This window comes from Azospirillum sp. A23 (assembly GCF_042938965.1).
GTDB lineage: Bacteria > Pseudomonadota > Alphaproteobacteria > Azospirillales > Azospirillaceae > Azospirillum > Azospirillum melinis.
In genome coordinates this window covers 126,068-141,107 of sequence record NZ_CP170667.1, presented here as the reverse complement: position 1 = coordinate 141,107, position 15,040 = coordinate 126,068, and the positions used below count along the sequence as shown (strand labels likewise).

The following is a 15,040-nucleotide window of genomic DNA, read 5'->3' as shown; positions in this document are numbered from 1 at the left end:
TCTCCCTCCGGGGAGGGGAGGCCGGCGCCCGATGCGGGAAAAGAGGAAGCAAGAGGTTCCCATGGACTCGAAGCCCCATTTCGAAAGCCTCGCCCGCTACAACCGCTGGGCCAACCGCCGCCTTTACGAGGTCGCGGCGCAGCTTTCCGACGCTCAGTTCCGCGAGAACCGCGGCGCCTTCTTCGGCTCTGTCCGCGGCACGCTGAACCATATCCTGGTCGCCGACCGGGTGTGGCTGGAGCGGATCGAGGGAGAGGGGCCGAAGCCGTCGTCGCTCGATGAAATCCTCCATGACGACTTCGCCGGCCTGCGCACCGCCCGCGAGGCGGAGGACGAGCGGCTCCTGCGCGTCCTGGCAGCCACCCCGGCGGAGCGGTTCGAGTCGGTCCTCTCCTACCGCAGCATGGCCGGCACGCCGCATGAGCTGCCCTTCGCCCAGATCGTCACCCACATTTTCAACCACCAAACCCACCATCGCGGGCAGGCCCACACGCTGCTGAGCCAGTTCGGGCTGGACGCCCCGTCGATCGACTTCGTCTATTTCCTGCTGGAGGCGAAATGAGCCGCCCCATCGCCGACCTCGCGGCTCTGGAAGCCCTCTATGGCGAGCCGGCCGGTCCCTCCATCGCCAAGGAGGTGCCGGCGCTGACCCCCGGCTACCGCGCGCTGATCGAGGCGTCGCCCTTCTTCGTTCTTGCCACCAGCGGACCGGGTGGGCTGGATGCCTCGCCGCGCGGCGACGAAGCCGGCTTCGTCCGGGTGGCGGACGACCGTACCCTGCTGATCCCCGACCGCCGCGGCAACAACCGCATCGACAGCCTGCGCAACATCCTGGCCGATCCGCGGGTCGGTCTGCTGTTCCTGGTGCCGGGACTGAACGAGACGCTGCGGGTCAACGGCCGCGCCGTGATCGACACCGACCCGGCCTTGTGCGAGAGCTTCGCCGTCGACGGCAAGGCGCCGAAGTCAGTGCTGGCCGTCACCATCGAGGCGGTGTTCTTCCAGTGCGCCCGCGCCCTTCTGCGGTCCCGCCTGTGGGACCCGGCGGTGCAGATCGAGCGGCGCACCCTGCCGTCGGCGGGGGCCTTGCTGGCGGAGGCCAGCGCCGGTCGCGAAGGCGGCGACGCCTACGACCGGTCGCTGGCCGAGCGCATCCCGAAAACCCTGTACTGACCCGACGTTCCTACTGCGCGGCGAGCCTGTCGACGGCCGGCAGCCTGATGGTGAAGACAGAGCCCTCATTGTGCTCGCTCTGCACCGACAGCGTTCCGCCATGGGCGGCGACGATCTTCTGCGTCATGTAGAGCCCCAGCCCCGACCCCTTGGTTCCGCGCGACGATGAGGCGCGGAAATAGATCGAGCCGATTCGCTCCACCTCATCCGGGGTCATGCCGAGGCCCCGGTCGGCGACGCGGATGACGATGCCGCCTCCGTCATCGAAGGCGCTCACCCGGACGGCCGTGTCCGCCGGCGAGTAGCGCAGCGCATTCTGCACCAGATTGCCGATGGCCACCCCCAGGAAGGGTGCATCGACCAGCATCGGGCGGTCGGGAGCGTCGATCGACAGCTCCAGCCGCTCCTCCGCTTCCGTCCCCGTCAGATCACCCAGCACCTCGTCCATCAACTGGCCCAGCGCCACCGGTTCCGGCTTCAGCGCCAGCGCCCCCTGGTCGAGCGCATCGGAGGACAGGAAAAGATCCACCAGCTCCGCCATCTTGTGGGTGGTGCTCCGGATGCGTTGCAGGCGGGTCAGCGCCGACGGCGACTCTACCGCGCCCGACAGTTCGATCATCTGCGCTGCGCTGTCGATGGCGGCCAGCGGGGTACGGAATTCGTGCGACAGCATCGCGACGAAGCTGCGCTGCTCCTCCGCCCGCTTGGTGGCGAAGGCCGATTCCTCTCGGGCGCGCAGCCGCTCCGCCTGAAGCCTGCCGATGCGCAGGGCCAGACCGGTGCCCAGCACCAGCACCGCCACCATCGAGGCGACCTGATAGGGATCGGCAATGAAGAAATCGGCAGGCAGCGCGCCCCGCAGGATCAGTTGGGCCATGATCAGCCCGGTCAGCGACACCAGGGTGCTGGCCAGATAGAAGCGCGGGCTGAGATCATTCGGGTTCAGCCAGGCCATGCGTGCGGTCAGCACCAGCGCGATCACCACCACGACCAGCGCCGACAGGGTCACCACCGGGTTGGTCAGGGCGTAGAGCGGTGAAACCGTCGTCGGCGATGCCAGCAGCGCCAGCAGGGCCAGCCCCTGATAGCAACGCGCCAGCTTCGGCGCCCGGGTCTGCAAATCGAGGATATAGACCCACATGATCAGTGCCGTGGCAAAGCCGAGGAACCCGCTGCTGCCCACCAACATGTTCATGAGCCAGCCCGGCAGGTCCGGCAGCAGGGCTGCGCCGATGCCGTTGGCGAACAGGTAATAGCAGAAGACCGTGGCGACATAGGCGGTGTAGGACAGCAGCGCCCCGTCACGCAGAAGCAGGCCCAGCGCGACATAACCCAGGACCAGAATGCCCAGCACTCCCAGGAAGAAGCCCTGGAACAACAGATCCTTGGTCTGGTGGCCGGCATAGGCGGCGGGAGACCACACCCGTGCCGACAGGCGGATGGCGCTGACCGAATCGACGCGCAGGTAAAGCGAGACCGGCTTTCCCTCCGGAAGGGTCAGCGGCAGGCTGTGCAGCCGGGTCTTCATCGGCCGCTGGCTGAAGGGAACGAAGTCTCCCAGCCGGACCAGCCGGTAGGCGGCAGGGTCCTGCGGCCGGCCCGCGGCTCCGCCCGCCTTCGGAATGAAGAGATCGAGATGGTCGATATAGGCTTCGCCCATCTCCAGAAGCCAGTCCGCCGGCGCACCGGGTCCGCGCATCAGGTCGAAGCGGTACCAATGGATGTCGCGGGTCTGGCCGACACCGCGGAAATCCTCACGCGGCTCCATCTGCCCATCGGCGTCGGCCTTCAGGATAGCGGCGAAGTCGAGCTTGCGGTCGGGATCGACCAGCCGGGCGAAATGGCCGGCCAGGGTGGCGCTGGCGGTGGCTGGCCCGAGCCGAAGCGGCTCCACGCCGGAGACCGTGGCGGCGGCTGTGCCGGCAAACCACAGAAGAAGCGCCGTCAGCAGGGCGATCGGCCCGGCCATCCGACGACAGGAAGCGGATGAGGTCGGGGAACCGGCGTTGCGCCCGTCACGGCCGTTCTGCCGGGCAGAATGGCGGCGATTCCAGCCACGCCATTCACTGCCGTTGTTCGCGTCCTTCATCATCGCGGGCTATCGATAAAGATAAAGTTTTAGGAAAAGATTAAGCTTGTATGCATTTCGTCCTTCCAACTCTTCTGGTTCCCGGCCGTCGTCAGATGCGTGAAGGGGACAGCTTGAACTCCACCACCGTGTCGGTGGAGGCAAGGGCGCTGACGAGCGCCATCGGATCGGGGTCGCCTCTCCCCTGAAGCACCAGCTGGCATTCGAACTGGCCGCTGCCGTTGGCGAGGTGGAAGGCCCAGTCGACCACTTCGAACCCATGTTTCTTGGCCTGCGCCCGCAATTCCTCCGGCGGCGGAGCCTTGTCGCGCGGGAAGACCAGCGTCAGGTGGACCACCGACTGGTGGGGCAACAGCCGTTCGACCGGCCGCAGCAGGCTCATCACCAGGATGGTCAACAGCGCCGCGGCGATGGCGACCGCATAGAAGCCGAGCCCGATGACGATGCCGATGGCCGAGGTCGCCCAGATCGATGCGGCGGTGGACAGGCCGCGGATCGACAGCCCCTCGCGCATGATGACCCCGGCGCCGAGAAAGCCGATGCCGGTGACGATGCCCTGGATCACCCGCGTCGGATCGCCGGTCAGGGCGGCCGCATGCGGCGCCCCCTGCGTCCCAATGCCGTCATACCACATGGAGGGGTAGGCGTTGACCACCGTCAGCGCGGCCGAGGCCAGGCAGACCAGCCCGTAGGTCCGCATCCCGGCCGCCCGCCCGTGATAGCTGCGCTCGTACCCCAGCAGAAGCCCGACCGACAAGGCTCCCAAAAGATGCAGCAGGATCAATCCGTTGGTCGCCAACTCGGCCGGCGACCAGTAGGAGCGCAGCAAATCCATGGCCCATTCCATTCCCGATCGAGGCTTCCGATGAAGACCTCCACCGCAGTCTAGCGCAGCCCGGCCCGTGGCGCCCGCGCGGCGGAAGGCGCCATTCCGTCACAGGCCGCAAATGGCCCCAGTTGACCTGAGTCAATTCCCATCCGCCAGAAAGTATCGATACTAAGGGCCGAAAACCAGTACCTAAGGACCATCCGTAAGGGTTGGCACCGGGACCGGTTCGACCTGTTCCCGCTCCGACCGAGAGTGCCGCCATGAGGCCCATCACCTCCCCCGTCCTGTCCCATCCGTCCGACCGGAAGGCGACCGACTCCGCACCGGCTCCGACCCGCCGGGCCGAAGGGCTGATGTTCCTGTCGCTGGCAGTGCTGGTCTGGCCGGTGATCGCCATCGGCACCGTCTCCGCCTACGGCTTCTCGATCTGGATGTACCAGCTCCTCACCCACTGAGCCCAGCGCTCCGCCAGGACCGACATGCCCCGCGCCCCCGAAGTCCACATCTCCAGTCTCGTCATCCAGCACAGCCCCGACCGCACCGACGCGGTGCGCGAGGCGGCGGCCTCCGTCGCCGGGCTGGAGTGGTGTGCCGCGGAGAACGGCAAGGCGGTGGTGACGCTGGTCACCGCCAGCGCGGCCGAGGTCGTCGACCGCATCGCCCTGCTGAACGCCCTTCCCGGCGTTCACACCACCACCATGGTCTACCACCACTACGAACCCGCGGACGCGATCGACGCAGCCTGACGCCCCTCCCCCGGACCGTCATCCAGGCGCGCCGCTTCCGCCTTTTCCCGACCGAATTTCCTCCGAACCTGGAGTCCTCCTCATGTTTCTGTCCCGCCGCGATTACCTGAAGGCGCAAGCCGCCGCTGCCGCCGCCGCGGCGGCCGGAATTTCGCTGCCCGCGTCCGCCGCCAACATCCTGACCGGCGAAGGCGCCAAGCTGACCTGGTCGAAGGCTCCCTGCCGGTTCTGCGGCACCGGCTGCGGCGTGATGGTCGGCGTCAAGGACGGCCGAGTCGTCGCCACCCATGGCGACGTGAAGGCCGAGGTGAACCGCGGCCTGAACTGCGTGAAGGGCTATTTCCTGTCCAAGATCATGTATGGCGAGGACCGGCTGAACCAGCCGCTGCTGCGCATGAAGGACGGGAAGTTCGACAAGGACGGCGAGTTCGAGCCGATCAGCTGGGACGCCGCCTTCGACATCATGGCCGCCAAGTGGAAGGAGACCTTGAAAAAGAAGGGTCCGACCGCCGTCGGCATGTTCGGCTCCGGCCAATGGACCATCTATGAGGGCTATGCCGCCTCCAAGCTGATGAAGGCCGGCCTGCGCTCCAACAACCTGGACCCGAACGCCCGCCACTGCATGGCGTCGGCGGTGGCCGGCTTCATGCGCACCTTCGGCATGGACGAGCCGATGGGCTGCTACGACGACATGGAGCAGGCCGACGCCTTCGTGCTGTGGGGCTCCAACATGGCGGAGATGCACCCCATCCTGTGGACGCGCGTCACCGACCGCCGCCTCAGCCATCCCGGCTGCAAGGTCGCCGTGCTGTCGACCTACGAGCACCGCAGCTTCGACCTCGCCGACATCGGCCTCGTCTTCACCCCCGGCTCCGACCTGGCGATCCTCAACTACATCGCCAACCACATCATCAAGACCGGCCGGGTGAACAAGGAGTTCGTCGAGAAGCACTGCAACTTCAAGCGCGGCCGCGACGACATCGGCTATGGCCTGCGTCCCGACAACCCCCTGGAAAAGAAGGCGAAGAACGCCGACAAGGCCAACGACTCCGACCCGATCAGCTTCGACGAGTTCGCCAAGTTCGTCGAACCCTACACGCTGGACAAGGCGCATGAGCTGTCGGGCGTGCCGAAGAACCGGCTGGAGGCGCTGGCCGAGCTGTATGCCGATCCGAAGGTGAAGGTTGTGTCCTTCTGGACCATGGGCTTCAACCAGCATGTCCGCGGCGTCTGGGCGAACAATCTCGTCTACAACATCCACCTGCTGACCGGCAAAATCTCCCAGCCCGGCTGCGGCCCCTTCTCGCTGACCGGCCAGCCGTCGGCCTGCGGCACCGCGCGTGAGGTCGGCACCTTCTCCCACCGGCTGCCGGCCGACATGGTGGTGACCAATCCCGAGCACCGCAAACACGCCGAGGAGATCTGGAAGCTGCCGGAGGGGACCATCCCCGACAAGGTCGGCTACCACGCCGTCCAGCAGGACCGCATGCTCAAGGACGGCAAGCTCAACGCCTACTGGGTCATGTGCAACAACAACATGCAGACGGCCCCGAACACGGCGAAGGAGACCTTCCCCGGCTACCGCAACCCGGAAAACTTCATCGTCGTCTCCGATCCCTACCCCACCGTGACGGCCCTGGCCGCCGACCTGATCCTGCCCACCGCCATGTGGGTGGAGAAGGAGGGCGGTTACGGCAACGCCGAGCGCCGCACCCAGCTGTGGCGCCAGTTGGTCGATGCGCCCGACGGCGCGCGGTCCGACCTGTGGCAGATCATGGAGTTCTCCAAGCGCTTCCGCATCGAGGAGGTGTGGCCGGAGGAATTGCTGAACAAGAAGCCGGAGCTGCGCGGCAAGACCCTGTACGAGGTGCTGTTCCGCAACGGCCAGGTCGACCGCTTCCCGCTGTCCGACCTCGACCAGAACTACAACAACCAGGAGGCCAAGGATGCCGGCTTCTACGTCCAGAAGGGGCTGTTCGAGGAATACGCTTCCTTCGGCCGCGGCCACGGCCACGATCTGGCGCCCTTCGAGCAGTACCACCAGGAGCGCGGCCTGCGCTGGCCGGTGGTGGACGGCAAGGAGACCAAGTGGCGCTACCGCGAGGGCTCCGACCCGTATGTGAAGGCCGGCGAGGGCATGCGCTTCTACGGCAACAAGGACGGCAAGGCCAACGTCTTCGCCCTGCCCTACGAGCCGCCGGCCGAAGCGCCCAACACCGACTATCCCTTCTGGCTCAGCACCGGCCGCGTGATCGAGCACTGGCACAGCGGATCGATGACGCTCCGCGTGCCGGAACTGCGCAAGGCCTTCCCGAACGCCGTGGTGTTCATGCATCCCGACGACGCCAAGGATCTCAACGTCCGGCGCGGGCAGGAGGTGCGCGTCACCTCCCGGCGCGGCGAGGTTCGGGTCCGGGTCGAGACGCGCGGGCGGAACAAGCCGCCGCGCGGCCTGGTCTTCGTCCCCTTCTTCGACCACACGGTCCTCATCAACAAGGTGACGCTCGACGCCACCGATCCCATCAGCAAGCAGACCGACTACAAGAAATGCGCGGTCAAGATCACGCCCGTCGTGAACGCCTGAGGAGTGCCGGCATCATGAAGACCCGTTTCCTGATCGCCGCGCTGGCCCTGCTGGCCGGCATCCCGGCCCTGACCATCGGTGTCACCTCCGGGGTTGTCGCCGCCGACAAGCCCGTTGTGATGGCGGACGCCACCGGCACCGTGGGGGGGATCAAGGTCCCCTCCACCAACCATCCGATCACCACGGACGTCCCGGCGGAGGCGACCCACCGCGACATCACCGACGACCAGAAGCGCGTGCGCAACTATGCCGACCAGCCGCCGCTGATCCCGCATGCCATCCGTGACTATCAGATCGACCTGAACATCAACAAGTGCCTGACCTGCCACGACCGCCGCAACACGGCCGGCTCGCAGGCGCCGATGCTGTCGGTCACCCATTTCCAGGACCGTGACGGCCAGACGCTGGGCACGGTGGCGGCGCGCCGCTACTTCTGCACCCAGTGCCATGTGCCGCAGACCGACGCCCAGCCGATCGTTCCCAACAGCTTCCAAGACTTCGACTCAGTCCTGGGCCATGCCCAAGGCGGCCAGAAATGAAAATCCGCGACGCCGTGCTGTGCCTGTGGCGGCTGTTCGCCCGCCCCAGCGTCCATTTCAGCCTGGGTTTCCTGACGCTGGGCGGCTTCATCGCCGGCGTCGTCTTCTGGGGCGGCTTCAACACCGCGTTGGAGGCCACCAACAAGGAAGCCTTCTGCATCAGCTGCCACGAGATGCGGGACAATCCCTATGAGGAGCTGAAGCAGACCATCCACTTCACCAACCGGTCCGGCGTGCGTGCCAGCTGCCCGGACTGCCACGTCCCGCACCAGTGGACCGACAAGATCGCCCGCAAGATGCAGGCGTCGAAGGAGGTCTGGGGCAAGATCTTCGGCACCATCGACACCCGCGAGAAGTTCCTGGACAAGCGCCGCGAACTGGCCGAGCACGAATGGGCGCGGCTGAAGTCGAACAACTCGCTGGAATGCCGGAACTGCCACAGCGCGGACTCGATGGACATCACCAAGCAGAATCCGCGCGCCGCGAAGATGCACGAGACCTATCTGTTCACCGGCCAGAACACCTGCATCGACTGCCACAAGGGCATCGCCCACCACCTGCCCGACATGCAGGGGATCGAGCCGGGCTGGAGCATGAAGACCAGCCAGAAGTAAGGATCAGGTTGCTGCAACGGCCCCGCTCCTTTCGGAAGCGGGGCCGTCGGTGTTTCAGGGGAAACCACCGACGATGCCTCACCCCAGCATCGCCACCACCGACAGCGCCAGCAGCGTCACCAGCACCGCCTCACCCAGCCCCACCAGCCCGCGCAGCCCCAAAGCCACCCACCAGCTCGCCCAATCGCGGCGGTGGCGGACCTCCTTCAGCAGGCGTTCCTGGATGCCGGCGACGGTGCGGCGGGCCGACAGGCTGGCGATGCCGCCGACCAGCGCCACCAGCCCGGTGCCCAGCACGAAATACAGGGCACCCTTCCAGCCGACGAAATGGTCGGGGTCGTTCAGGTAATGCCCGGCGCCGACGACGATCCACACCGCCGCCGGCCAGACGCCGACGATCTCCGGGCCGGGCCCTTCTCCCTTCGGTCCTTCTCCGCTTTGCGCGTCGCCCATCGCCGCCCCTCCTCAACCACCCGGCACATGGCGGTAGGCAAGCACGCGCGTCGCCGGCCCGCCCTCGACGTCGGCCAGCGGCAGCAGCAGCTCGACGAACTTCGCACCCGGCAGCATCGGGTCGTCGCGCACCAGCAAGCAGCGCGGCTCACCGCTTTCAAGACAGGCGCGCAGGTCGGACAGCCAACGCAGCGCCGCCTGCTCCGGGTGGCAGTCGGTCACCCGCCGCGTCGTCGGCCGCTCGGCCAGCCGGCGTTGCAGGGCACGGCCGCAGGACTTGTAGACGAAATCGCTGCCGTCGGCGGTCGGCTCCATCAGGGCGGTGCGCGGCACGCTTTCCCGCACCTGGGCGGTGTCGATCTCACTTGCCAGCGGCATGCGGCGCTTGCGCTTCAGCCTCACCCAGTGGGTGTAGAGGATGCGGACCTGCGGCGTCTGCTCCGCATCGATCACGTCGGCCCGGCAGGGCGGCGGCGGCAGGTCCAGCACCGGAGTCGCCACCGGCGCCGACGCGAAGGCCGCTGCCGCCGGTACCGGCTGGGAGACCGGCTGTGGAATGGGCCGCGAGGCCGCGGCGGTGACCAGCGTGTGCGCCTGCCCCGCCGGCGTATGGCCGATCCGGCCGCCATGCTTCTTCAGCATCGGCAGCGGCGCCCAGGCGGTGCAGGTGTGATAGCCCTTGGTGATGCGGCGGTAGTCCTGGCTGCTGGCGGTACGGCATTCCCCTTCCACCCCGTGGCGGGCGACATGCACCAGCGTGTTGTCCTCCGACAGCGCGCGCTCGCCGCCCCACGAGACGCAGGCGGCGCAGGCGCGGCTGTCCTTGGCGAATGCGTGGCTCATCGGGGCGTATCTCCAATGGGTATGCGAAATGGGAGAAGGGGAATTGATGCGTCCCTTTCCCCCGCGGTTCAAGACCCGCATGGGGCGGCGGTGCCGTGCCCGAGATTCAGTCATGCGAGGGTGACATCCATGCCACCCCTTCCCCCCCGGCCCGGAACCCCCTATAAGGGGGCCTTGCACGACATGCCCATCCCGCTCTCCGTCTCCGGTCCCCCGGTGCCGGGGGGTTTTCGGCTGACCACATTTCAGAGAAGCGGACCCATGCCCAAACGCACCGACATCAAATCCATCTGCATCATCGGCGCGGGTCCGATCGTCATCGGACAGGCTTGCGAGTTCGACTATTCCGGCGTTCAGGCGTGCAAGGCGCTGCGCGAGGAAGGCTACCGGGTCATCCTCGTCAACTCCAACCCGGCCACCATCATGACCGACCCCGGTCTGGCCGACGCCACCTACATCGAGCCGATCACCCCGGCGGTCGTCGCCAAGATCCTGGAGAAGGAGCGTCCCGACGCCCTGCTGCCGACCATGGGCGGCCAGACCGCGCTGAACACGGCGATGGCGCTGTCCGACGACGGCACGCTGGAGCGGCTCGGCGTGGAGATGATCGGCGCCAAGCGCGACGTCATCGCCAAGGCCGAGGACCGCATCCTGTTCCGCGACGCCATGGACAAGCTGGGCCTGGAGTCGCCGAAGTCGCGCATGGTCCGCACGCTGGACGAGGCGATGGACGCGCTGGAACTCGTCGGTCTGCCCGCCATCATCCGTCCCAGCTTCACGCTGGCCGGCACCGGCGGCGGCATCGCCTACAACCGGGCGGAGTTCGAGGACATCGTGCGCGGCGGCCTGCGCGCCAGCCCGGTCGGCGAGGTGCTGATCGAGGAGTCGGTCCTGGGCTGGAAGGAATACGAGATGGAGGTCGTGCGCGACGGCGCCGACAACTGCATCATCGTCTGCGCCATCGAGAACATCGACCCGATGGGCGTCCACACCGGCGACTCGATCACCGTGGCGCCGTCGCTGACGCTGACCGACAAAGAATACCAGATCATGCGCGACGCCTCGATCGCCGTGCTGCGCGAGATCGGCGTCGACACCGGTGGCTCGAACGTCCAGTTCGCGGTCAACCCGGCCAACGGCCGCCTGATCGTCATCGAGATGAACCCGCGCGTGTCGCGCTCCTCGGCGCTGGCGTCGAAGGCCACCGGCTTCCCCATCGCCAAGATCGCCGCCAAGCTGGCCGTCGGCTACCGGCTGGACGAGCTGACCAACGACATCACCGGCACCACTCCCGCGAGCTTCGAGCCGACGATCGACTATGTCGTCACCAAGATGCCGCGCTTCACCTTTGAGAAGTTCAAGGGCTCGGAGCCGCTGCTGACCACCTCGATGAAGTCGGTGGGCGAGGCGATGTCGATCGGCCGCACCTTCCAGGAGTCGGTGCAGAAGGCCCTGCGCTCGATGGAGACCGGCCTGACCGGCTTCAACGAGGTGAAGATCGGCGGGGACGAGAACCCGGACCGCACCGCCATCCGCGGCGCGCTCGCCACCCCGACCCCCGACCGCCTGCTGGTGATCGCCCAGGCCTTCCGCCACGGCTTCACCGTGGACGAGGTGCAGGCCGTCTCCAAGTACGACCCGTGGTTCCTCGAGCAGATCAAGGCGATCACCGACCGTGAGGCGGCGATCCGTGCCGACGGGCTGCCGACCGACAAGGCCGGCTGGCTCAAGCTGAAGCAGATGGGCTTCTCCGACGCCCGTCTGGCCGAGTTGGCCAAGACCACCGAGGCCGCGGTCGCAGCATCCCGCCGCATGGCCGGCGTCACCCCGGTCTACAAGCGCATCGACACCTGCGCCGCCGAATTCGCCTCCGCCACCCCCTACATGTACTCGACCTACGAGACCGACGGGACCGGCGAGGCGGAGTGCGAATCGGACCCGACCGACAAGCGCAAGGTCGTCATCCTCGGCGGCGGTCCGAACCGCATCGGCCAGGGCATCGAGTTCGACTATTGCTGCGTCCATGCCGTCTACGCCCTGCAGGAGGCCGGCATCGAGACCATCATGGTCAACTGCAACCCGGAGACCGTCTCCACCGACTACGACACCGCCGACCGCCTGTATTTCGAGCCGCTGACGGCCGAGGACGTGGTTGAGCTGGTGCGGGTCGAGCAGCGCAAGGGCACCGTCCTGGGCTGCATCGTGCAGTTCGGCGGCCAGACCCCGCTGAAGCTCGCCGCAGCATTGGAGGCCGCCGGCATCCCGATCCTGGGCACCTCGCCCGACGCCATCGATCTGGCCGAGGACCGCGAGCGCTTCCAGAAGCTGCTGCACGAGCTGAACCTGAAGCAGCCGGCCAACGGCCTCGCCCGCTCGCTGGAAGAGGCGGAGGCCGTCGCCAGCCGAATCGGCTTCCCGGTCGTCATCCGTCCGTCCTACGTGCTGGGCGGCCGGGCGATGGAGATCGTCCACGACATGGCCGGGCTCCAGCGCTACATGGGCACCGCCGTGCAGGTGTCGGGCAAGAACCCGGTGCTGATCGACAGCTATCTCCAGGACGCCATCGAGGTCGACGTCGACGTCGTCTGCGACGGCACCGACGTCTATGTCGCCGGCGTGATGGAGCATATCGAAGAGGCCGGCATCCATTCCGGCGACAGTGCCTGCGCCTTGCCGCCCTACACGCTGCCGGCCGACACCATCGCCGAGATCAACCGCCAGTCGGACGCGCTCGCCCATGCGCTGAAGGTGGTCGGCCTGATGAACGTACAGTTCGCGGTCAAGGCCGGCACCGTCTACATCCTGGAGGTCAACCCTCGCGCAAGCCGCACGGTGCCCTTCGTCGCCAAGGCCACCGGCACCGCCATCGCCAAGATCGCGGCCCGCATCATGGCCGGCGAGAAGCTGTCCGCCTTCACGCTGAACGGCCCGACCCCGCCGCACACCGCGGTCAAGGAAGCGGTCTTCCCCTTCGCCCGCTTCCCCGGCGTCGACATCGTGCTGGGTCCGGAGATGAAGTCGACGGGCGAGGTCATGGGCCTCGACCACAACTTCGCGCTGGCCTTCGCCAAGGCGCAGCTCGGCGCTGGCGTCACCCTGCCGGTCAAGGGCAGCGTCTTCGTCTCGGTCAAGGACCACGACAAGCCGGCGCTGGCGGTGATCTCCAAGAAGCTGCACGAGATGGGCTTCCGCATCCTCGCCACGTCCGGCACCGCCAAGGTGCTGAGCGATGCCGGCGTGCCGGCGGAAACCATCAACAAGGTGGTCGAAGGCCAGCCGCACATCGTCGACGCCATGATCAACGGCAACGTGCATCTGGTCATCAACACCACGGAAGGCGCCCAGGCCCTGTCCGACAGCTTCAGCCTGCGTCGCACCGCGCTGACCTACAACATTCCGTACTATACGACGGTGGCAGGAGCACGCGCGGCGGTGGAAGCGATTGCCGCACTCCGGAACGGCAGCCTTGAAGTCGCCCCGTTGCAGTCGTACCTTAGCGGATCGTATTAAGGACGGACGACGGCGCGGCGGACCTCCTCCGCGCCGTCTTCGTCCTTGATGTCGCTTTGGACAGGTCGAACGACTGCAAGCGGTGATGGACCGAACATGGAAAAAGTTCCGATGACAGCGGCGGGCTTCAACCGCCTCCAGGAGGAATTGAAGCACCTTAAGATCACCGAACGCCCGGCGGTCATCAAAGCCATCGCGGAAGCCCGCGAACATGGCGACCTTTCGGAAAACGCCGAGTATCACGCGGCGCGCGAACGTCAGAGCTTCATCGAAGGCCGCGTGCTGGAGTTGGAGGACAAGATCAGCCGTGCCGAGGTCATCGACCCGGCCAAGCTGACCGGCAACACCGTGAAGTTCGGCGCGACCGTGACCCTGGCCGACCAGGACACGGACGAGGAGACGACCTATCAGATCGTCGGCCAGGACGAGAGCGACATCAAGAACCGCCTTCTGTCGATCCAGGCGCCGCTGGCCCGCGCCCTGATCAACAAGTCCGTCGGCGACAGCGTCGAGGTGTCCACCCCCGGTGGTTCCAAGCTGTACGAGATCGTTTCGGTCGAGTTCCGTTGACGTTTCAGCCGCCCTCTCCCACCCCGGGAGAGGGCGGTTGCCCCCTTATCCCCCAAGCTTTTCCCTGAAGAAGTCGTTCACCCGCCGGATCGCGTCCGAGCGGGCGTCTTCGTCCGTGCCGACATGGGCGGTGCCGCCGGGAGCGGTGGCAAGGTCCTTTCGCTTGCGCACCGGCGCGTCCGGCGCGTCGAAGCCGTGATAGGCGTCGGGATAGACCACCAGATCCACCTTGCCCTTGACCCCGTCGCGCCCGGACAGCTCGACACAGCTCTCCGGCGGCGTCCAGTCGTCCTTGCCGCCGACCAGCAGCAGCAGCGGGCCGTCGGGCTGCCAGTCCTCCTTGCTCAACGCCGCCTTGCAGCCGGGGTAGAAGGCGACGGCGGCGCGGAAGCCGCCCTCCTCGGTCCCGGCCGGTCCATCCTCGCCGGCGCCATAAGCGACCATCACGGTGCTCGCTCCCTGCGACCAGCCGATCAGACCGATGCGGTCATGGTCGACCTCCGGCCGCTTGCGCAGGAAGGCCAGTGCCGCCCAGGCGTCGCGCTTGCGCTCCACCGTGGCGCGGACGGTGCGGTCCTTCAGCGCGGTGGTGCAGACCTCCTCCACATCGCGCGGACCGAAGCTGTCGACCATCAGCACCTCGTAGCCTTGCCGCTGCAGGTGGGTGGCCCACCAGACATGGCGCGGCGACACCCGGCCGTTGCGGGCATAGAGGCCGCCGCAGCCATGCAGCATCACCACCGCCGGATGCGGACCATTGCCCGCCGGGCGCAGCAGCCGGCCGCTCAGCATCGTCGGCGTGCCGCCAGTCAAATCGCCGTCGACGGACGGAAAGCGCACGATCTCCTCGGCATGGACACCGACCGCGGCCTGCGCGGGCGCCGCCGACAGGGTCAGCCCCCCAACCGCGATCACGCCCGCCGCGATCCCCCCGGCACCGGCATACAGCACCGCCCCCAACACAGCCGCTAGACCGCGGGTGGAAGCCTTCATTCTGCAGCGTCCCCGACCTCCGGCGCCTGCCCCGACGGCGGCGCTCGCGGTTGCAATATTAAACCTCCGCGATGCGGAAGGCCATGGGCGCCCGGCA

General features: G+C 67.3%; 14 protein-coding genes. 9 read left to right on the top strand and 5 right to left on the bottom strand.

From position 1 onward, the window contains the following. Positions 1 to 61: 61 nt before the first annotated feature. Both ABNQ40_RS18030 and ABNQ40_RS18025 read left to right on the top strand, forming a co-directional pair. Positions 62 to 562, top strand: a complete 501-nt coding sequence (locus ABNQ40_RS18030; protein ID WP_109050415.1) for a DinB family protein — start codon at positions 62 to 64, stop codon at positions 560 to 562. After that, positions 559 to 1,173, top strand: coding sequence for a pyridoxamine 5'-phosphate oxidase family protein (locus ABNQ40_RS18025; RefSeq protein ID WP_109050416.1), 615 nt, complete (start codon positions 559 to 561; stop codon positions 1,171 to 1,173). The genes ABNQ40_RS18030 and ABNQ40_RS18025 overlap by 4 nt, the downstream gene beginning before the upstream one ends. Positions 1,174 to 1,183: 10 nt before the next feature. Here the strand turns inward: ABNQ40_RS18025 and ABNQ40_RS18020 are convergent, their stop codons facing one another. Both ABNQ40_RS18020 and ABNQ40_RS18015 read right to left on the bottom strand, forming a co-directional pair. Beyond that, positions 1,184 to 3,142 (bottom strand): sensor histidine kinase, encoded by a 1,959-nt coding sequence (locus ABNQ40_RS18020; protein ID WP_282187209.1) that lies wholly within the window; start codon positions 3,140 to 3,142, stop codon positions 1,184 to 1,186. A 211-nt stretch (positions 3,143 to 3,353) separates the two neighbouring features. Further along, positions 3,354 to 4,097: an MgtC/SapB family protein gene (locus ABNQ40_RS18015; RefSeq protein ID WP_109491004.1), complete on the bottom strand. Its 744-nt coding sequence runs from the start codon at positions 4,095 to 4,097 to the stop codon at positions 3,354 to 3,356. A gap of 254 nt (positions 4,098 to 4,351) precedes the next feature. On the opposite strand from ABNQ40_RS18015, the gene ABNQ40_RS18010 reads away from it, so the two are divergent. From ABNQ40_RS18010 to ABNQ40_RS17990, 5 genes are all read left to right on the top strand, one after another. Then, entirely contained in the window at positions 4,352 to 4,546 is a 195-nt protein-coding gene (locus tag ABNQ40_RS18010) for a periplasmic nitrate reductase, NapE protein (RefSeq protein WP_109050418.1), read from the top strand. A gap of 24 nt (positions 4,547 to 4,570) precedes the next feature. Further along, positions 4,571 to 4,837 carry a chaperone NapD gene (locus ABNQ40_RS18005; protein ID WP_109050419.1) on the top strand — a complete coding sequence of 89 codons (267 nt, stop codon included), beginning with the start codon at positions 4,571 to 4,573 and terminating at the stop codon, positions 4,835 to 4,837. 82 nt (positions 4,838 to 4,919) lie between these two features. Then, positions 4,920 to 7,421 carry a nitrate reductase catalytic subunit NapA gene (gene napA / locus ABNQ40_RS18000; RefSeq protein ID WP_391348464.1) on the top strand — a complete coding sequence of 834 codons (2,502 nt, stop codon included), beginning with the start codon at positions 4,920 to 4,922 and terminating at the stop codon, positions 7,419 to 7,421. A gap of 14 nt (positions 7,422 to 7,435) precedes the next feature. Then, positions 7,436 to 7,960 (top strand): nitrate reductase cytochrome c-type subunit, encoded by a 525-nt coding sequence (locus ABNQ40_RS17995; RefSeq protein WP_199235386.1) that lies wholly within the window; start codon positions 7,436 to 7,438, stop codon positions 7,958 to 7,960. After that, complete coding sequence (locus ABNQ40_RS17990) at positions 7,957 to 8,574, top strand: cytochrome c3 family protein (RefSeq protein ID WP_098738922.1); 618 nt, start codon at positions 7,957 to 7,959, stop codon at positions 8,572 to 8,574. The genes ABNQ40_RS17995 and ABNQ40_RS17990 overlap by 4 nt, the downstream gene beginning before the upstream one ends. A gap of 78 nt (positions 8,575 to 8,652) precedes the next feature. On the opposite strand, the gene ABNQ40_RS17985 is transcribed toward ABNQ40_RS17990, so the two are convergent. Both ABNQ40_RS17985 and ABNQ40_RS17980 read right to left on the bottom strand, forming a co-directional pair. Further along, a complete protein-coding gene (locus ABNQ40_RS17985) occupies positions 8,653 to 9,027 on the bottom strand; it encodes a hypothetical protein (RefSeq protein ID WP_109051123.1) in 375 nt (124 codons plus the stop codon). Positions 9,028 to 9,039: 12 nt separating this feature from the next. Beyond that, positions 9,040 to 9,870, bottom strand: coding sequence for a hypothetical protein (locus ABNQ40_RS17980; RefSeq protein WP_109051122.1), 831 nt, complete (start codon positions 9,868 to 9,870; stop codon positions 9,040 to 9,042). A 261-nt stretch (positions 9,871 to 10,131) separates the two neighbouring features. On the opposite strand from ABNQ40_RS17980, the gene carB reads away from it, so the two are divergent. Together carB and greA are read left to right on the top strand one after the other, a co-directional pair. After that, entirely contained in the window at positions 10,132 to 13,380 is a 3,249-nt protein-coding gene (carB, locus tag ABNQ40_RS17975) for a carbamoyl-phosphate synthase large subunit (RefSeq protein ID WP_391348460.1), read from the top strand. 96 nt (positions 13,381 to 13,476) lie between these two features. Next, a complete protein-coding gene (gene greA / locus ABNQ40_RS17970) occupies positions 13,477 to 13,950 on the top strand; it encodes a transcription elongation factor GreA (protein ID WP_063633617.1) in 474 nt (157 codons plus the stop codon). 45 nt (positions 13,951 to 13,995) lie between these two features. On the opposite strand, the gene ABNQ40_RS17965 is transcribed toward greA, so the two are convergent. Further along, the gene (locus ABNQ40_RS17965; RefSeq protein ID WP_109051120.1) at positions 13,996 to 14,943 is read right to left on the bottom strand and encodes a dienelactone hydrolase family protein; all 948 of its coding nucleotides are present in this window, start codon (positions 14,941 to 14,943) and stop codon (positions 13,996 to 13,998) included. Positions 14,944 to 15,040: the final 97 nt, after the last annotated feature.